General features: G+C 65.9%; 22 protein-coding genes and 1 tRNA gene. 14 read left to right on the forward strand and 9 right to left on the reverse strand.

All coding sequences use genetic code 11. The annotated features are described in order from the left end of the window. Positions 1 to 81 precede the first annotated feature (81 nt). Both D1Y84_RS07005 and D1Y84_RS07010 read right to left on the reverse strand, forming a co-directional pair. A complete protein-coding gene (locus tag D1Y84_RS07005) occupies positions 82 to 1209 on the reverse strand; it encodes a catalase family protein (protein WP_124847877.1) in 1128 nt (375 codons plus the stop codon). Positions 1210 to 1422: 213 nt separating this feature from the next. Beyond that, a complete protein-coding gene (locus D1Y84_RS07010; RefSeq protein ID WP_124847878.1) occupies positions 1423 to 1932 on the reverse strand; it encodes a DUF1003 domain-containing protein in 510 nt (169 codons plus the stop codon). A gap of 331 nt (positions 1933 to 2263) precedes the next feature. Between D1Y84_RS07010 and D1Y84_RS07015 the strand changes: the two genes are divergently transcribed. Then, the gene (locus tag D1Y84_RS07015; protein WP_124847879.1) at positions 2264 to 2470 is read left to right on the forward strand and encodes a hypothetical protein; all 207 of its coding nucleotides are present in this window, start codon (positions 2264 to 2266) and stop codon (positions 2468 to 2470) included. Positions 2471 to 2578: 108 nt separating this feature from the next. Here the strand turns inward: D1Y84_RS07015 and D1Y84_RS07020 are convergent, their stop codons facing one another. After that, complete coding sequence (locus D1Y84_RS07020; protein WP_124847880.1) at positions 2579 to 3346, reverse strand: carbohydrate-binding family 9-like protein; 768 nt, start codon at positions 3344 to 3346, stop codon at positions 2579 to 2581. A 224-nt stretch (positions 3347 to 3570) separates the two neighbouring features. Continuing rightward, positions 3571 to 4362, reverse strand: a complete 792-nt coding sequence (locus D1Y84_RS07025; RefSeq protein WP_124847881.1) for a hypothetical protein — start codon at positions 4360 to 4362, stop codon at positions 3571 to 3573. Positions 4363 to 4395: 33 nt separating this feature from the next. Between D1Y84_RS07025 and D1Y84_RS07030 the strand changes: the two genes are divergently transcribed. Continuing rightward, positions 4396 to 4629, forward strand: coding sequence for a hypothetical protein (locus D1Y84_RS07030; RefSeq protein WP_124847882.1), 234 nt, complete (start codon positions 4396 to 4398; stop codon positions 4627 to 4629). Here the strand turns inward: D1Y84_RS07030 and D1Y84_RS07035 are convergent. Continuing rightward, entirely contained in the window at positions 4617 to 5597 is a 981-nt protein-coding gene (locus tag D1Y84_RS07035; protein WP_124847883.1) for a hypothetical protein, read from the reverse strand. The two genes, D1Y84_RS07030 and D1Y84_RS07035, sit on opposite strands and share 13 nt — an antisense overlap. 193 nt (positions 5598 to 5790) lie before the next feature. Here D1Y84_RS07035 and bcp point away from each other — a divergent pair, with 193 nt between their 5' ends. Both bcp and D1Y84_RS07045 read left to right on the forward strand, forming a co-directional pair. Further along, positions 5791 to 6252, forward strand: a complete 462-nt coding sequence (gene bcp / locus D1Y84_RS07040) for a thioredoxin-dependent thiol peroxidase (RefSeq protein WP_124847884.1) — start codon at positions 5791 to 5793, stop codon at positions 6250 to 6252. A gap of 180 nt (positions 6253 to 6432) precedes the next feature. Then, the gene (locus D1Y84_RS07045) at positions 6433 to 7260 is read left to right on the forward strand and encodes a DNA-3-methyladenine glycosylase (RefSeq protein ID WP_124847885.1); all 828 of its coding nucleotides are present in this window, start codon (positions 6433 to 6435) and stop codon (positions 7258 to 7260) included. A 257-nt stretch (positions 7261 to 7517) separates the two neighbouring features. Here the strand turns inward: D1Y84_RS07045 and panC are convergent, their stop codons facing one another. The 3 genes from panC to D1Y84_RS07060 all read right to left on the reverse strand — a co-directional run bounded on the left by panC (position 7518) and on the right by D1Y84_RS07060 (position 10581). Further along, the gene (gene panC, locus D1Y84_RS07050; RefSeq protein WP_233581219.1) at positions 7518 to 8537 is read right to left on the reverse strand and encodes a pantoate--beta-alanine ligase; all 1020 of its coding nucleotides are present in this window, start codon (positions 8535 to 8537) and stop codon (positions 7518 to 7520) included. Next, positions 8537 to 9493 (reverse strand): 3-methyl-2-oxobutanoate hydroxymethyltransferase, encoded by a 957-nt coding sequence (panB, locus tag D1Y84_RS07055; protein ID WP_124847886.1) that lies wholly within the window; start codon positions 9491 to 9493, stop codon positions 8537 to 8539. Before panB ends, panC begins: the two co-directional genes overlap by 1 nt. A gap of 167 nt (positions 9494 to 9660) precedes the next feature. Then, the gene (locus D1Y84_RS07060; protein WP_124847887.1) at positions 9661 to 10581 is read right to left on the reverse strand and encodes a deoxynucleoside kinase; all 921 of its coding nucleotides are present in this window, start codon (positions 10579 to 10581) and stop codon (positions 9661 to 9663) included. Between the two features lie 163 nt (positions 10582 to 10744). On the opposite strand from D1Y84_RS07060, the gene D1Y84_RS07065 reads away from it, so the two are divergent. The 3 genes from D1Y84_RS07065 (at position 10745) to D1Y84_RS07075 (ending at position 12011) form a co-directional block, all read left to right on the forward strand. Continuing rightward, on the forward strand, positions 10745 to 11485 hold the full coding sequence (locus D1Y84_RS07065; protein WP_124847888.1) for a polysaccharide deacetylase family protein: 741 nt from the start codon (positions 10745 to 10747) through the stop codon (positions 11483 to 11485). 98 nt (positions 11486 to 11583) lie between these two features. After that, positions 11584 to 11856: an oxidative damage protection protein gene (locus D1Y84_RS07070; protein WP_124847889.1), complete on the forward strand. Its 273-nt coding sequence runs from the start codon at positions 11584 to 11586 to the stop codon at positions 11854 to 11856. Positions 11857 to 11934: 78 nt separating this feature from the next. Then, a tRNA-Pro gene (locus D1Y84_RS07075) sits at positions 11935 to 12011 on the forward strand. 200 nt (positions 12012 to 12211) lie between these two features. On the opposite strand, the gene D1Y84_RS07080 is transcribed toward D1Y84_RS07075, so the two are convergent. After that, on the reverse strand, positions 12212 to 12433 hold the full coding sequence (locus tag D1Y84_RS07080) for a hypothetical protein (protein WP_124847890.1): 222 nt from the start codon (positions 12431 to 12433) through the stop codon (positions 12212 to 12214). 106 nt (positions 12434 to 12539) lie between these two features. Between D1Y84_RS07080 and D1Y84_RS07085 the strand changes: the two genes are divergently transcribed. From D1Y84_RS07085 to D1Y84_RS07110, 7 genes are all read left to right on the forward strand, one after another. Continuing rightward, on the forward strand, positions 12540 to 12803 hold the full coding sequence (locus D1Y84_RS07085) for a hypothetical protein (protein ID WP_124847891.1): 264 nt from the start codon (positions 12540 to 12542) through the stop codon (positions 12801 to 12803). A 108-nt stretch (positions 12804 to 12911) separates the two neighbouring features. Beyond that, on the forward strand, positions 12912 to 13592 hold the full coding sequence (locus D1Y84_RS07090; protein WP_124847892.1) for an RNA polymerase sigma factor: 681 nt from the start codon (positions 12912 to 12914) through the stop codon (positions 13590 to 13592). 84 nt (positions 13593 to 13676) lie between these two features. Then, on the forward strand, positions 13677 to 14801 hold the full coding sequence (locus tag D1Y84_RS17895; RefSeq protein WP_158615361.1) for a hypothetical protein: 1125 nt from the start codon (positions 13677 to 13679) through the stop codon (positions 14799 to 14801). After that, positions 14720 to 14971, forward strand: a complete 252-nt coding sequence (locus tag D1Y84_RS07095; protein WP_158615362.1) for a HEAT repeat domain-containing protein — start codon at positions 14720 to 14722, stop codon at positions 14969 to 14971. Before D1Y84_RS17895 ends, D1Y84_RS07095 begins: the two co-directional genes overlap by 82 nt. 334 nt (positions 14972 to 15305) lie before the next feature. Next, positions 15306 to 16058 carry a S1C family serine protease gene (locus D1Y84_RS07100; protein WP_124847894.1) on the forward strand — a complete coding sequence of 251 codons (753 nt, stop codon included), beginning with the start codon at positions 15306 to 15308 and terminating at the stop codon, positions 16056 to 16058. Continuing rightward, on the forward strand, positions 16004 to 16210 hold the full coding sequence (locus D1Y84_RS07105) for a PDZ domain-containing protein (RefSeq protein ID WP_158615363.1): 207 nt from the start codon (positions 16004 to 16006) through the stop codon (positions 16208 to 16210). The genes D1Y84_RS07100 and D1Y84_RS07105 overlap by 55 nt, the downstream gene beginning before the upstream one ends. 129 nt (positions 16211 to 16339) lie before the next feature. After that, positions 16340 to 17470, forward strand: a complete 1131-nt coding sequence (locus tag D1Y84_RS07110; RefSeq protein WP_124847895.1) for a radical SAM protein — start codon at positions 16340 to 16342, stop codon at positions 17468 to 17470. Positions 17471 to 17515: the final 45 nt, after the last annotated feature.

Raw genomic sequence — 17515 nt, forward strand, 5'->3', positions numbered from 1 at the left:
CTTCAGCGCACAGCTGCAGCGCCGCGCAACAAAAAGGGCCCGCGCGATGCGAGCCCTTTACTGCCGCCGATCTCCGAATAACTACGCAGGCACTTCGTCAATCGACGCCGGCTCGCGCCTGGCAGCGCCTAACTCCTCGCGCCGTTTGGCCGACAGCACTGTATACGCATACAGGCGCGCCCGGTTCAGCGAGCCAAGCGGACGATGCGCCGCCAGAGCATGCGCCGGGCTGAACGACAACCCCTCCACGTACGCCGCGCGCTCCGGCGTGTACGCATCCTGCCGCGGAATCACCAGGCTCGCTACCTGCCGATACGGCGACACATCCTCGGGCCACTCGGCCGTGGCATCCTCGATCGGCATCTTCTCCGCGTCGGTCGCCAGCTGCACGCAGAACGCGTACTCCGCGTCATGCTGCGCCAGGAACTCCCGCACATCCGTCCGCAATCCGTTCTCATCCTTGGGCTCAAACGCCTGGTTGTCGAGTGCCAGCAGTCCCGGTGTGGTCGGCAAAATGCCGAACTTTGCCACGTACGTGCCATAGCGGTAGGGCGTCTGCGAGTAGTACTGCTCGCTCAGCGGGTGTAGAAACGGATGCCCGAAGAAGTCGAGCTTGCCGCTGTTCAACCCCACCGCGTGCAACACCGCGTTGGTGCCGCGAGAGAGATCGCTCACCACGCCCTTGGTCGTGTCCGACAGGTGCGGCGCAATTTCGGCATTCGGCTTAAACGCCTGCAGAAAGCTCCTCGCTCCCGGTGCAATAAATGCCTTGCCCGTATCGAACACAAAGTCCTGGTTCGCCGCGCCCGCGCCGTTCTCCTGGCCTGGGTACTGGAGCAGTTCGCCCGGCACACCCAGTATTTTCATCGCGATGCCGCGTGGCGTCGATACCTTGCGGTCATCCAGTAACTCGCCCGGCGTGTGCGCCAGCCGCACGATCACGTCGTACTCGCGGCCAGCCTTGGCGAATAATCCCTGCGCCAGCTCGGGCGGCAGCTCCTGCGCAACCCTCAACTTCGCCCGCACTACTCCATGCGCTTTGGCATGCGAGATGCGCACCGGCCGCTTGTACTTGGCGTGCACGGTATCTGCGCCATGGCCCATCAACTGCGCAATCTTCTCAAATGTCTCGTGCTCATCGGGCTCAATCGTTTCCAGTGCATCACTGTACGGCAGATAATGCCCGGCAACTTCCGCTAAAAAACTCATGCTTGTTTGTCCTCCCGGCGAGGGCGTCACACACCTCACTGTTTGCTAAGAGGCGCAATCCCGCGGGCGGTTGCACTTACCACTCGCAATCGGCCGCGAAATCGACACGTGCATGCGGCCGGTCGACTCACCCCGCGCACCCGCATAAACGCTCGATGCTTCGGTTCGGATTCCGCCGGATGACGTCGCGCCGCCTGGGCCTGCAGCGCTCTGCTACTCGCCCGGGGTGAGGTTTTCCTTGATCGTCTGCGCCACGTCGTCGATGCAGATTTGCTCGCTTAGCTCCCGCACCTCCTGCGCATTTGCCGCCCGCTCCAGCCCCATCTGCGCCGCTATCTTACGATCCATCCCCAGCACCGCCGTGATCTCCCGCTCGGTCAATAGCAGGATCTGCAGCATCAGGTGATCGCGCTCATCGGCCCGACGGCTCATGCGCGCCTGCCGCATCAGAATGAAGCTCGCCAGCAGGATCGCCTCGAGCGCCACGATCGTATCCAGCAGCCCGAACGGTGCCGGGTCGAAATGCGCGACGTGCGGCACGGGCAGCGTGTTCAGCCCGATCCACACCACGAACAGCAGCACGTGGATGCTCACAAAACCGAGGCTCCCCACAAAGGCCGCAATGGAATCGCCAATGCGCTCCGTCCTGGTCCGCTTGGCCAGGAACTCCTGCTCGTGCTTGGCAATCAGGTCTACGTGTTCCTGGATATGGGTCAATGACACAGCGAAGCACACTCCTTGAGAGACCACCAGGCGACAACCTGATCGAGTACGGTTACAAATACAACGGTCAGCGGCGACCCGCGTCCACCCTGGCGATTGCAGCTGTCGCCTTCAGGCAACAACAGCGCCGTCCCTGTACACACACGTCCGCACCTGCATAGATGCCGCCCGCACGCGCCGGGATCGCCGTGGCCCGGCTGCACCAAATCCGGGCATGGACGGGCACCTCTCCTGTGGGCATAATGATCGCCGGTTTGGATGTGGATGGATCGTGACGCTGAACGCACAGGGCACAAGCCGGTGCGGCCGTCGCTTCCACAGGGATGCCACGATGCGAATCAGGATCAACGAACTTTATCCGAGCGAGATCGCGCTGGCCATGCTGGCGCTGGTGCTCGTTCTCTGGGCTTCATGGGCCGGGCTGCACCGGCAAAGCGCGAGGCTCGGCGGCACCGATCGAGCCACACACGGCGCGCGCTCCCCGCAGGGCAAAAGCGCCCGGCAGGTCGTCGACAGCCTGCACAACAGCAGCGATTGAGAGGCGGTCAACCCGCGCCCGGCAGAATCCCACTCAATCCACGGGGCTACGCGCATGAGCAGAGCACAGGCCGCGCCGGGGGCACGGCCTGCCACAACTGCCCCATGGTTACTGAGCAAACTCCAGAAAGCCCCAGCGCTCCGGCACATGCATGTTCACCACGCCCTGCGGCGACCACACCCAGTTGTCCTCGTGTGCCTGTCCCGCCTTCCACTCGACCCGGCTGAAGTTGATGCGCCATTGCGTGCCCGGCACCGGCGGCGGCACGCTCTGCCGCGTCGCAAACGCCTTCAGCGGGTACGCAATCTCCACTGTCCATCCACGGTCACGATCCTTGGAATCGTTCAACGTGCCCTGTACCGCCACACCCGTCTGCAGCCCGGCGATGTCCCAGCTGTTGTCCGGCCTGCCGCCCTGGTTGTAGGGCTTCGGCAGGAACAGGTCCCAACTCGTGTTCAACGCATTGATCTCAAACTCGTAGTAGCTCGGCGTGGCTGGCAGCGGCTTTACAAAGACCTCGAAATCACTGTCGTGAAAGATCACCGAGTCATGCTGCGTGAGTGTCGCCTTGACGTCGGGCTCCTCGATCTGCGCAGCAATATACAGGTAGTCCGCATCCCACAGCATCTTCACGCGTGTGTGAAAGCGCGGCACCGGCTTGCCCGCTCCCTCGATGTCCACGAAGTCGCTCGTCCATGGCGCACTGGCCCATGCCGTGTCATCCAGCTTTCCATCGATGTGTACCGGCGTCGCCGTGCGATGGCACACGTAGTGAAGCGGGGCTGGCTGCTGCGCCTCGGCAACCATGGATCCCGTGACGCCGATCCAGCACAAGCCAAGCGCACACCAGGCAGCAGTCTTTCCAACAACATCCATTCCTGAATCTCCTGCCGCGATCTTACCCGCCCGATGACTTCGTCCGAACCCGGCATTCCCGGCCAATATGCTCCACGGGTCGTTTGCTCTGCAAGCACGGGCATCCCGGCTGCGCAGGCAATGGCGCCCGGACGTGCGCCATCATTCGTCACCGCGGTCTGCCACCACGATGCGCCAGATGGATTACCACTGTGGTTCACAGCACTTATGCCTGGAGCTGCGGGCTAGGGCTGCATCGCCGGGTTGCTCGCATAGAGCAGCGTTGCTCGCCCTGCCAGCACGCGATACAAGGCAAACTGCCGTTCCGTGCCGCTTGCGGCAGTGGTCGCAGCAGTTCTCTCAACCGCGCTACCTGATCCCGCGCCCTCATTCCCCAGCGCATCGAACAGCAGCTCTGCCCGGTGATCTCCATCCGCGTCCACTGCATCCACCAGCCGAAGCGCCGGGGTCTGCCCCAGCATGTCGCCACGCGTGGTCTGGGTAAACACCGCATGCGGCCTGCCGTAAAAATCAGGCTGTGCGATCACCACCACGTAGCGCCGATCGGCCCCAGACGCATCGGTATGAGCCGTGTACACAAAGGTCGCGCCCGCTCCATAGCTCAGCTCAAACGCGCTGAACTGCTCATCCCGCAGCGGGTCAGCCACTGCCGCGACCGCCTTGGCTGCCCGTGCTTTGGCGGCCGCCCTTGTTCTCGCAGTGCCGGTTGACGCTGCACCGGGCGCCGCACCGGCAGCTACACCAGCCGCCGCAGCACCCGGCCCACCCTGCGCCGCCGTCGCCTTGGCACGCGCAGCACTTGCCGCCTCGGCCGCCTGCGCTGCCTGCTGCAGCGCCTGGTCGGTCTTTGCCGCGGGTCCAAACGTCGCCCTGGCCGCCGTGGCCAGCGCGCGCAGTGCCAGCGCATGCATCGAGGCCTCGGCATCCGCCTGCGCGCCCGCACTCGGCCAAGCAAACCGGAACGGATGCGGCTCGTCCGTCGTTACGTCCGACACCGCCACCACCTGCGCCACCATCGGCCCTCCCGCTCCACTGCCCTCGCTCACCGTGTGCGCGTCCGTCTTCAGCAGCGCAATCGGCTGTACGCGCCCGCCGGCATCGCCCGTCGCGCCATAGCGCAGGTGGGGCCGGTCCGGATCCGGCTCGGCACTGGCCGCGTCCGCCTCCGCATGCCGATGCAGCGTGGGGCGATCCGCGTCCGGCGCCGGCGCCGCGCCGCCCGCATGCGCACTGTGCAGCGTCGGCCGATCCGGGTCATCGCTGCTGCTCTTTACCGGGCCTGAACCCGAGGCGCTGCCAGCCGTGCCGTTCGCCCCTGCGGCATCCCCGCTGTCGTCGCTCTTGCGGTGCAGCGTAGGCCGGTCCGGATCCTCCGCTCCAGCCTGGCTGCTGCTTCCTGTTGAGCCGGTGCCTGAACTCGTACTTCCACTGTCGTCCTTGCGGTGCAGCGTCGGTCGATCCGGGTCCGGCGCCGGTGTCGCCGTGGAGTCAGCCTTGGCATCTCCCGCAGTGCCTCCACTCCCACTCGATGTGCCCGGGCTTCCGGCACTCGCCGTATCCCTCCGGTGCAGCGTGGGCCCATTGCCGCTGTCGCTCCCGCCCTCCGCAGGAGTTCCCGTGCTGCCTGCCGATCCAGCACCAGCCGTTGAGCTCCCGCTTCCAGACGTACTTTTACTCGCCCCCCGGCACCGCTCCCCGCCGTGCTGCCGTCCTCGCTCCCGGTCTTGCGGTGCAACACCGGTCCTGTACCCTCGTCGGCCGCACCGGCCGCCTCGGCACGCCCCCTGCCCGTGCCGCCCGTTAGCGACGGCAGCTTCTTCGACGCGGCCAGCTTCTTCGGTGCGGCTGGCGGAGCTTCCGCCGCATACCGTCCCAGGCCCACCCACGCCCCGTTCAGCTCACCGGCCGACGCCAGATTGAACAGGCCCGCCGGCACCCCGCTCTTTTCCAGCACGTACTGCGTCCCCGGTGCCACCGCCAGTGGTTCCGGCCTCGCCAGGTAGAGCCCGCCGGGCTGAAACGCCACGCCATCCCACACCACCACCGGTACCAGGCGGCTCGCGCTCGGCGCCGTCATCGTGCCCGTAAACTCGTACACCGCGGTAGCCCGCAGCGTGGGGCTGCGCTCCGCGGTCTGGCCCACCTTGCCCACGTACTGCGCCTGCGCGGCAGCCGGCAACAGCAGCAGCCACAGCGCCTGCCTGCCTGCGTCGCGCATCCGTCCTCGTCCTGCCTGTCGTTGCTCAGCCATTTCCCCTCGTTGGACGCATCGAATCTCCCTGGAGACGCTCTGCCCCGCGCTTGCTGCCGACCCATGGTTCGCGTATCAACAAACGAGACGCGAAACGAGACGTAAAGCTGGACGAAAACAAGCCGTCCGACACGCAGAACCAGGCGCGTTCCGACCCCTGCGCCCGCCCCTAAACGGCCAAAGGAGACTGCCCTTGCTCGAACTCAACGCCCCTGTTCCTAATTTCACGCTGCAGGACGACCAGGACCAGACCCGCACCCTCGCCGAGTTCCACGGCAAGCCCGTCGTGCTCTTCTTCTACCCCAAAGCCGACACCCCTGGCTGCACCATCGAGGCCTGCGGCTTCCGCGACACCTTTCAGCAGCTCATCGATGCCGGCGCCGTGGTGCTCGGCATCTCCCGCGACACTCCCAGGGCGCAGGCTAAGTTCCGCGCCAAGTACGAGCTGCCTTACACCCTGCTCGCCGACACCGGCGCCGAGGTGTGCAACCTTTTCGGCGTGCTCAAGGAAAAGAACATGTACGGCAAAAAGGTCATGGGCATCGAGCGCTCCACCTTTGTAATCGCCCCCGACGGCACCCTCGCGAAGATCTTTCCCAAGGTCAAACCCGAAGGCCACGCTCAGGAAGTACTCGCCGCCCTCAAGACGGCCTGAGCGGACGGCAGTAGGCCGACTGGTGGCGACCCGGTGTCGGCGCTGCCGACCAGCACGCATGGAGAGCGCAACAACGCCAGAGGCGCGGGGTAGCCGGTCGAATTGAAACGGCCGCGCCCCAATACCACCAGGGCGACCCGCGCCTGCACCGGCCATGAACCTGCTCAGCAAGTACATGCAATGACAAAGAAGCGCCCCAGCCCGCCTGCCATCGAAAGCACAAGCCCACCAGGGCGCACCCTTGGAGCGATCACCACAGGCTCAGCTACTGCCGCGCTCGATCAGGCCCTGCCTGCCTCATGTCTGCACAACCCGGACTTGCCCTTCCAGTACGAAAACTTGCACCATTTAGCCATCGAGCTCCCAGGTACCAGCCCCATCCCCCGCAGCCTCTTCCTGCACCCACCTGACCATGTTGCGCAGGCCATGCTCGGCAAGCTCGTGGTGCGCCGGCTCCCCGGCACCGGCGAACTGCTGGCCGGCCGCATCGTCGAAACCGAGGCTTACTTCGGCTCCGACGACCCCGCCGCCCACGCCGCCTCCGGCCGCACCGCGCGCAACGCCGTGCTCTGGGACGAGCCCGCCCACGCCTACGTCTACTTTATCTACGGCATGCACTCCTGCCTCAACGTCAGCTGCGAACCTGCGGGCCACGCCGGCTGCGTGCTCATTCGCGCCCTCGAGCCGGTGCGCGGCCTCGACACAATGCGCCGACTCCGCGCCCTGGCTCCCGAAGCCCCGTCCCGCCTGCTCGCGAGCGGCCCGGGCCGACTCTGCCAGGCGCTCGCCATCACCCGGACCCTGTTCAATGGCGTCGACCTGCTCGACCCCGCCAGCCTGCTCCAGCTCCTCGAACCGGCGCCGGAGGCGGAGGCGGAAACCATTCCCGACATCGCGAGCACGCCCCGCATCGGCATCCGCAAAGCCGTCGACCGACTCCTGCGCTTCCACTACCGCGGCAATCCCCACGTCTCCGGCCCGCGTGCAGGCAGCAGGAGCACAGCGTAGAAGCACGCAGAAATACGTCGCGCCCAGCATGAACATCGGGTGCCCGACAGGCCTCGCCTTGGAGACGTGGGCCGCACACAAGCCAGCATTGACGTTGCTCGCGCCCTTGCCGCGACACATGTTCTCGTATCAACGGTATCGAAAAAGTCAGAGATCGAAAGCGTGCGCTCGTGCACTCCTGGCCGCAGCCATCTGCACGAACGCAGGACCAAGCCCCGTTGACGCGCAAAAGCGCCAGGCAAGCCCAACCTCCAGCGCTAAAACAGCACGTTATCAATCAACCGTGTTGTCCCGACCCAGCCGGCCACCGCCAGCAGCGCCCCGGCCGCGTGCCGCACCGGCTCAAGAGTCGCCGGATCCACCAGCGCAAGGTAGTCGAGACGGAACCCCGGCTCGCCGTCCAGCACCGCCCGCGCCGACGCCAGCACGGCCTCAGCCCCATGCTCATCCTGGAGCACCACCCCGCGCGCTGCTTCCAGCGACCGCGACAGCACCAGCGCCTCGCGCCTCTGCGTCCCGGACAGGTACTGGTTGCGCGAAGAGAGTGCCAGCCCATCGTGATCGCGCACGATCGCGCACGCCACCAGCTCCACCGGCAGGGCCAGGTCCCGCACCATCTGCCGCAACACCGCTACCTGCGCCGCGTCCTTCTGTCCGAAGTACGCTCGCTCCGGCTGCACAATCAGGAACAGCTTCGCCACCACCGTGGACACTCCCGTGAAGTGCCCCGGCCGCGACGCGCCATCCAGCCGCGTCGCCACCGGCCCCACGTCAATGGCGGTCGCAAAGCCCCCGGGATACATCTCCGCAGGCTCCGGGGCAAACAGCACGTCCACGCCGGCCTCCTCGAGCAGTGCACAATCCGCTGCAAACGTCCTCGGGTACCTGGCGAAGTCTTCAGAAGGGCCAAACTGCAGCGGGTTCACAAAGATCGAGGCGGCCACGATTTCATTTGCCGCATTTGCCGCACGCACCAGCGACAGGTGCCCCGCGTGCAGCGCGCCCATCGTCGGCACAAAACCCACGCTCGCCGTTCCCTCAAGCTGCAGCCCGGAAACCGGCTCGCCGGTCAACCCTGCTCCCGAACCTCGTGGCTTCTCCGCAGACTCCCGCCCTGCACCCTGTGCCGCCTTTTCAGGCTCAATCTCCGGCGGACCGGCCAGCCGGTCCTCGAGCATCGCTTCCCGGTGCCTGCGCCCGTACTCCAGCGCGCGATGCCGCGCCCGCAGCTCCCCCAGCGCTGCCCGCGCCTCGGCAATTGTCCGGCAGATCCGCATCACCGCTCCCGCTCCTTCACGGCTTCATCCCAGCCGGCGCTCACCGCCGCCGACAGGTGGTAGCTCTCACTGTCCGACGGAAAGCTGCCGGCGCGCACGTCCTCCGCGTACCGCTCGATCGCCCCGCGCATCACCGCGCCCACATCCGCATAGCGCCGCACAAACTTCGCCGCGGGCGCAAACGTCAGCGTCAGGATGTCGGGCAGCACCAGGATCTGCCCGTCGCAACCCGGGCCCGCGCCGATGCCGATCACCGGCACCTGCAGCCGCTCGCGCACCTGCGCCGCCACCTCGCGCGGCACCCCTTCCAGCACCAGCAGCGCCACGCCGGCCGCTTCCATGGCGAGCGCATCCGCAAGAAGCGCCTCGGCCGCATCCACGGTACGCGCCTGCACCTTGTATCCGCCCATGCGGTTCAACCCCTGCGGCATCAGTCCAAGGTGCGCCACCACCGGGATCTCCGCGTCCACCAGCCGGCGCACCAGCGCCGGGCGTACCCCTTCAATCTTGACCGCCTCGGCGCCCGCTTCCTTGACGAACCGCGTGGCATTGCGCACCGCCTCAGTCTCGTCCGCGTGGTACGTGCCGAACGGCATATCGGCCACCAGCAGCGCGCGCCGCACTGCACGCCGCACCGCGCGCGTGTGGTGCAACATCTCGTCCAGCGTCACCGGCAGCGTGGAGTCATAGCCCAGCACCGCCATACCCAGAGAATCGCCCACCAGCAGCAGGTCGATGCCCGCCTCATCCACCAGGCGAGCCGAAGGGTAGTCATAGGCAGTCAATGCCGTGATCGGGGTGCCGGCTCGCTTCTTCCCTGCCAGCAGGGGAAACGTGACCTTGGCAAGCGACGGCGCAACGCCGGCCGCCGCATCCAGCGGCGCACCTTGTTGCGGGACAGGTTGTGGATCGAAATTCGGCCCGGGGGCCCTATCGCGCGGAACAGTAAGACTCATGCAGAACGCTCCAGGTGCCGCTCCCAGGCAATCAGGATGCAGCCCTGCCCCAAGCCTAAATGAGGGGCTTCGCGATGTGCGTGCGGCGCCGAGGGGCATCACTCCGGGCAGAGCAACTTTGGGGGAGTCCGGCTCAAGCACCTGCTCACAAGCGACCAACCCGGTCGTTAAGCGATATGCCCCAGCGGCGCAAAGTGCTCGCGCCCATGCACCGGCGCCAGGATCCGGTCCAGCAGCAGCTCACGCTCCCTCTCGCTGTGCACGAAGTCGATCGCCGAGGTATCCACCACCAGCAAACGGCTCCCCGTGTAGCGCGAAAAGAAGTGCTCATACGCCTCGCAGACCTGCGCCGTGTAGGCCTCGTCGAGCCCCTGCTCCTCGGCCACACCCTTGCGCCGCCGCCGCTCCAGCAACACCGCCGGGCTGGCCTGCAGGTACACCACCAGGTCGGGCCTGGTCTGCACCGCGTGCGCGGCGTAGAAGTCCTTGTAGATCGCAAGCTCCGCGTCCGACAGGTTCAGGTACGCGAACAGCTTGTCCTTCTCCAGCATGTAGTCCGCCACCACCGGGCCGCCCAGCAGCGACGCGGCTTTTAGCTGCGCAATACGCTCCCGCAGAAACCACATCTGGGTGGCGAACGCCATGCCCGGCTCGCCCTGGTAAAAGCGCGGCAGAAACGGGTTGTTCTCCGGCTCCGATACGTGGCTAGCGCCCATGCGCTCGGACAGCAGCCGGGCCAGCGTCGACTTGCCCACGCGCAGCGGCCCTTCCACCACAATGCGCCGTGGTGCCTGCGCTCCCCCGCGCACCGCCTGCCACTCGTCGCGCCGCACCACCCACCTGCGATCCGCAGCCACCGGCAGCTTGCGCTCGGCCACGAACACCTGCTCAACCAGCGGTTCGGGCACAAAGTCGGCAAGGGTCTCAACCGCGGGTCCAATCTCCTGCTCTGGCGACTGCGCCGCCTCCACCCTTTGGAGCGGCTCGCAGGTGACTATGGCTGTCTCGAGCTCTTTCTCACCGCCCACCGAGAACAGGTGCTTCTGGTACACATCGGCGGCATTTTTCACTTCGCTACGCTTCGGCATGAGGCTCGCTTTCCTGGTCATTCCGGGTCGGGACTTGAAGCAGCGCTGCCAGGCGCTCGGCAGCTAAGGCGAATATTAAGCGAAACTCTGCAAAAACGGGAAAATTGTTTCCGGTATCTTTCGGGCTCCATTCCATGCGCTCAACGCAGGTACACTGGGTGCCATGACGGTCGCAGCAGAACTCGCCGGCGCGGGCATCGCGGTCGCCGCCGTGGCAGGAGGCTGGGCTCGCTCCCAGTGGTCCACTTCGCACATCATGGGCAAAACGCTCGTCGACGGTCCCAATGGCCGCGAGCTGGCGCTTACCTTCGACGACGGCCCCAACGACCGCTACACGCAGGAAGTGCTCGAAAAGCTTGCTCTGGCCGGGGTCCGTGCCACCTTTTTCATGGTGGGCCAGTACGCCCGGGAGCTGCCCTGGCTGGTGCGTCAGGTGGCCGAGGCGGGTCATGTGATCGGCAACCATACCTTCACGCATCGCAAGCTGGTGTACCTGGGCGCGAAGCAGATCGAGCGCGAACTGCGCGACTGCAATGCCGTGCTCGAGGACATCACGGGCGCCCCCATCCGCTACTTCCGGCCGCCCTACGGCAGCCGCCGCCCCGCGGTGATGCGCGTGGCCAGCGAGCTCGGCATGCAGACCGTGATGTGGAACAGCATGGGTTTCGACTGGCGCTCCGGCCGGCCGCCCAAGGAAATCATGAAGTCGGTGGAGCGCAACATCCGCGCCAACCGCAAGGCAGGCAAGGGTTCGACCATCCTGCTGCACGACGGCGGCCCGGACGGCCTGCGTGCCGAGCGGGCCCGCACCGTCTCCGCCCTGGGCTTCCTGCTCGAGCGCGGCCAGGCGGCGAACTACAAGTTCGTGCCGATCACCGAGTGGTGGCCAGCCCCATCGCGCTGAGCGCCAGGTCTGCCCCTTAACCAATGCCGCTGGCGGAACCTGGTTGAATCCGGCTGTAAACCGGCTGCGCGCCTGCGCGCCCGCTTACAATGGGACCCATGGCACACATGGTTTTTTGCGCGCGCTACAAGCAGGAGATGGAAGGGCTCGACGAGCCGCCGTTCGACAGTGATTTCGGCCACAAGATCTACAACAGCGTCTCCAAAAAAGCCTGGGGCGAGTGGGTCGAGCACCAGAAGATGATCCTCAACGAATACCGCCTGCAGCCCTGGACCCCGCAGGCACAGGAGTTCCTGGTGGAACAGATGCAGGGATACTTCTTCGGCGAAGGCTCGGCCCTGCCGCAGGATTACGTACCACCCACGAAATAACGCCACCGGCCACTGCTCTACCAGGGCTGCTTCCGAGGGCCGGGCTGGTGTACACTCAGGGCTGGAAGAAGCCCCTGTCGGGACGTGGCTCAGCCTGGTAGAGCACTCGCTTGGGGTGTGAGGGGTCGGCAGTTCAAATCTGCCCGTCCCGACCAATCTGATGGTGCGGCTTCTTTCCTGTAATTACGATGCTCCCACCCGGGAGCGTCCCATTCCATCTCCGGCTTCCATCGCACGCGAAATCTCCAGGCATCTCCAGCCTGCGCGGCATCTTTCCCATCACCTGGGTAACCACGCACACCGCATCGTTTGCGGCAGTGTGGAACTCGCGCCGCATCTTCAGGCAAAATGCAGACTATTCGACTTCCGTGGACTCCAGCGGAGACGTCTTGCCCAGCTTGCGCAGGTACTTTGCGTAGGCACGGCTTGCAAATGTGCGCGCATTGCACTTCTTGCAGCGCACCGGATACCGGAAGGCGAGCATTTGCAGCCGGTCTTCCGGCCGGGGGCGCGACAGGTTGAACTTGGTCGAGTAGCAGGTGGGGCAGTGCAGCACAGGCTCATCGTGTGTGGCCAAGGGCTATTCTCCTCCAGCGAGGGGTAATGGCGGGATTTGGCTTATCTTAATGCGTTTTGCTCCGGTTGGCGCTACCGTAGGACCTGCTGGTGAAGGAAAGGCGTGTATGGTCTGGGACGTTTCATTTACCTGCGATATCTGCGGCAAGGCCAAGGGCGAAGCCAACCACTGGTGGATGGCCGCCGTGGGCTCCGTACCCTGCTTCGAAGCAGACGGCATTGACGATCTGCTGCGCGAGCAGCGCTTCACGCTGATGCGGTGGTCGCGCGCTGACAGCCAGAACCCCGACATGTACCACCTGTGCGGCCAGGGCTGCGCCATGCAGGCCATGGAGCGCTTTATGACCGAGGGCTCGCTCGAAAGCAGGTAGCGCCGCCCCACCCCCCGCGACCCAAAAGCAAAACTTCTGCGCTCACCTTGGGTTCCCATAAGCGTCTCACCATTTGCCAGCAGTACCGCTGGCCGGAGAAGTCGCCCGATGTCCGCAGCAGACGCCTTTAGGCTCCCCTCCATCGCACTCCCCGCATCGCGCGCTTCTGCGAAGGCGGCCCCGGCACAGACCCTGGCGGACGAAGCCAGTCGCGCGGCCGAGATCATGCTGATCCGCGAAGCGCAGGCCGGCTCCCGCGCTGCCTTTGACGCGCTGGTCCGCCAGTATGACCAGGCCATTCTCCGGCTCGCCCTGCGCCTGACCGGCTCGGAGCAGGACGCGCAGGACATTCACCAGGAAGCTTTTCTCAAGGCCTACCGGTACCTCGGCAACTTCCGCTTCGAGTGCTCCTTCTACACCTGGATCTATCGCATCGCCACCAACCTCTGCCTCGATCACCTGCGCCGGCGCAAGTCGCGCCGCGAGGAGCAGGCCGTAGTCCTGGATGGTCGCGGCGAGGAGCTCGACCTCCTCGGCAATGTTTCCGACGACCGCTCCGGCGCCAACCCCGCGCGCGAACTCGATCGCAAGGTGCTCGGCGAGAAGATCCAGGAAGCCCTGGGCCGCCTTACCCCGCGCGAGCGCATGGTTTTCGAACTCAAGCACTACCAGGGGCTGAAGCTCCGCGCCATTGGCGAAATGCTGCAGACCACCGAGGAGACCGCGAAAAACACCCTGTTTCGCGCCACCCGCAAGCTTCGCCTGCAGCTTGCTGAAATGCACGGTTAAAACCTCGGGCGCGGAGCCCGCACAAGGCGTCAGCTGTGCCACAACAGCGGCGCACTTCTACCGGCAGTACTTTCTGGAGAGCGCGTGAAGCAGCAACAACAGTCCGCAGGGATGACATGCGAGATGGCGCAGCGCCTGATTGCGCTTGCCGCCATGACCGGCAGCGATCCGCAGCCGGCATCCGAGACGGCCACGGCCTGGGCCGGTTCCCCGCGTTCGGCCGAGTCCGCACATCCGGAGCCGTACGGCGACGCGCACCACGAACCGTTTCGTGAAACCCGGCTTTCCGCCGGGTTTCCTGAAGCCGGGCTTTCCGGATCTGAGCTCTCGGAGTTGACACAGCTCAACAAACAACTCTCCGATGACGCGCTGTTCTGTGCGCTCCTGGTCGATCCCACCCTCGCAGAGCCAGCCCCGGGCAGCATGCCCCACCCAGGCGAGGCCGCCGCCAGCTACGACCTGGGCGCACTGGCCCGGCCCGAGGGCGAGGCGCTCGCCGCGCACCTGGCGACCTGCCGCTCCTGCCAGGCCGAGCTCGCGGCGACCACTGCCTTTTTCCGCGCCCTCGCCCATGAAGCCGGCCCCGAACCCTCCGCCACCCTGCTGGCCCGGTCCCGCATGCGGCTCGACGCTTCGCTTGATTCGTGCGAGTGCTCGGGTTTCTGGGCGCGCCTGTCTCAACAGGTCTCCTTCACCGCCGGACGCCTGCGCGCCGCGCCTGCCCTGTCCTCGGCCATCCTGCTGGCAGGGGTCATCGCCGGCGCTTACGGCGGATACAAGGCTGGCCAGTCCGCGCATACCGCCGAAGAGGTGAGGTACCTCCTTGCTCCGCCCACCCCGGAGGTGCCGTCCGTGGTCGCCGATGTGAGCGCTGTGGCTCGCGATCCCGAGACCGGCATGGTCGAGATCCGCTACGACCGACTCGTGCCCGACGTGCTGACCGCCCCGGCCGACGATCCTTCCATTCGCGAGCTGCTCATGGCAGCAACGGAAAACGGCACCGATCCCCAGGTCCGCAACGCCTCCGTCAACCTGCTCTCGGGCAACTGCGCCGGCGTCACCCTATGCGGCACTGTGCCCGTGCGCAACGCCCTGCTCAACGTGCTGGCAACCGACCGTACCCCGAGGTGCGGCGCGAGGCGCTGGCCGGCCTCCAGCCATTTATCACGCAGGACATGGAAGTACGCGATGCGGTGCTGGCCGCGCTGATGAGCGACCCCAGCGCCACCGTGCGGATTGAAGCAGTGCGCCTGCTGCAGCCGGTGGACGTGGATTCCAGTGTCCGCCAGGTGCTCCACACGGTCGCCAACCAGGACGGAGATCCGTCCATCCGCTCCGCTTCCCTCAACGCGCTGAAAAACGTTCCGCAGATCCAGTAAAAGCACCAGGCCGTTCCCCGCATACCGGGACTTTCCGCCTACATTTGCCCGCCATGCAACGTCCAACCCGTAGCAGGCATGGTCGGGTGTGTGAGAGTCTCCATGAAGCTGCCCCCAGAACCGGGGCACGGGACTTCGGCAACATGCACCATGTTTGCGGCAGGGAGCAAGACCACTGCAGTCAGCTTTCCAATCAGAGCTTTCGCTCGAGCCGTTCGAACCGCGCAGATGCTTGCTCGATTCTCCCACGGTCCCTGTGCTGCGGCCGCGCCGCGGCGGCAGCACACCGGTCGCAGACTGCCGAGACCCTCACATCCCAGGCTGCGCGGCCTGGATGACTCTCTCGCTGGTCGCCGTAGTCGCCGTGCTGGCCCTGCATTGCCCGGCCACGCAGGCGAGGGTGGTGCATGGCGGAGCCAGCGCCGCGGCAGCACAGGAGAGCAGTCACTCCGCGCTTCCCTTCCATGTACTGCGGCGTCCCGGCTACCTCGGTGTGAGTCTCCGCGACCTCGATGCGGCCGAGGCGACGCGCCTGCATCGGCGCGGCGCCATGGGCGCCATGATCATCACGGTCGACCGGGATGCGCCCGCGTGGGCTGCCGGCCTCCGTCCCGAAGACGTCATCCTCGAGCTCAACGGCCAGGGGGTCGACGGGGTCGAAGCCTTGCGTCACCGCCTGCGCGACTTCCAGCCTGGAGACACCATCACGCTGCGGGTGCGGCGCCGCGACGACGAGATGACCTACTCCGTCCTACTCGGCGACCAGGACAAGGTCGCGCAGTCCGCGCTCACCCGCCACCTGCACACCCCGCCCGGCTCCACTCTCCTGGCAGATACCCCCCTCTCGTCCGACGCGACGAACCCTTCGCCTCCCATGTCGCTGATGTCCCCCGCGCCCACGCGTGGCATCACCTCGACGCTGTTCGACGCCCTGATTCCCGGCTCGACCTACACCGGCCTCGAAGTCGACCCGTTGACCCCCAACTGGCCGAATTCTTCGGCGTGCATACCCGCGGCGGATTGCTTGTCACCGTGGTCAACGCCGGCTCCCCGGCAGCCAACGCAGGCCTGGCCGCGGGCGACGTGATCGTGCGCGCCAGCAACCGCCCGGTCAACAGCCGCAGCGCCCTGGCGCATGCCATTCGTATTGGCAAGGGTGACGCCATTCCGCTGGCAGTGCTGCGCGACCACCGGGAGTTCATCCTGACTCTCCTGCCCGAGAAGCGCAAGAAGTTCTAGCCGCCCGGGCACTTCGCTGCCGCCCGCGTGTTCCCCTCCTGGGCGCGGCTCTCTGCCACAGCGCGAGCCGCCATGCCCCGGCAAGCCCGACGGCCCAGACAGCACGGCCCATGTGTTCAAATACAAGGGATGTCTCAGCAATTTCAAAGCGCACCAGCGCCGGTACGTACTGATACGGCGCCCTCGGTCGCAAGCTCCGCCACTGCCGCGTCGGTGCCTGTGTTCAAGACCGGCCGCGTGCCCGCGCCGAAGTATCCCGTGCGTCGCCGCTGGAAAGCAGCGACCCGCCGCATCCGGGAGCTCGCCACCGTTGGTCACGCCCTGCTCTCCAAGAACCACCCCGTCATGGCGCAGATCGTGCCGGCCCGCTTCTGCAATCTCTCCTGCACCTACTGCAACGAGTACGACAAGGTTTCCGAGCCGACGCCTCTGCCCGAAATGCTGCGTCGCATCGACGAGCTCGCGCGCCTCGGCACCTCCATCATCACCATCTCGGGCGGCGAGCCGCTCACCCATCCTGAGCTCGATGAGGTAATCGCCCGCATCCGCCACCATGGCCGGATCGCCGGCATGATCACCAACGGCTACCTGCTGATGCCCGACCGGATCGAGCGCCTCAACCGCGCCGGGCTCGACCACATGCAGATCTCGATCGACAACATCATGCCCGACGAGACTTCTAAAAAGAGCCTCAAGGTGCTGGACCGCAAGCTCGAGATGCTGCGCGAATATGCGGACTTCCACGTCAACATCAACTCGGTCGTGGGCGGCGGTATCTCCAATCCGCAGGACGCCATCACCATCGGCCGCCGCGCCATCGAGCTAGGCTTTACCTCCACCATCGGCATCATCCACGATGGCGACGGACAGCTCAAGCCGCTCGGCGGCGAAGAGCGGCGCGTGTGGGCCGAGATGCGCGGCTGGAAGAAGACCAACTACTCCAAGTTCAACAAGTTTCAGGAAGCCATCGCCAACGCCGAACCCAACGACTGGCGCTGCCGCGCCGGCGCCCGCTACCTCTACGTGTGCGAAGACGGCCTGGTTCATTACTGTTCGCAGAAGCGCGGCTTCCCCGGCATCCCCGTCGCCGAGTACACCAAGGCCGATATTAAGCGCGAGTACATCACCGAAAAGGGCTGCGCGCCGCACTGCACTGTGTCCTGCGTGCACCAGATCTCGTACATCGACCACTGGCGCTCGCCCCAGACCCGCAGCAACCACCCCGGCGTCTCCGAGGGCCTCGTCAACATTGAACTCTAGCCTTCGTCGACAGGCTTGAGCGATCTAACAGGAAAGGGGAAGGCC

It is taken from the genome of Acidipila sp. EB88, assembly GCF_003858395.1.
GTDB lineage: Bacteria > Acidobacteriota > Terriglobia > Terriglobales > Acidobacteriaceae > EB88.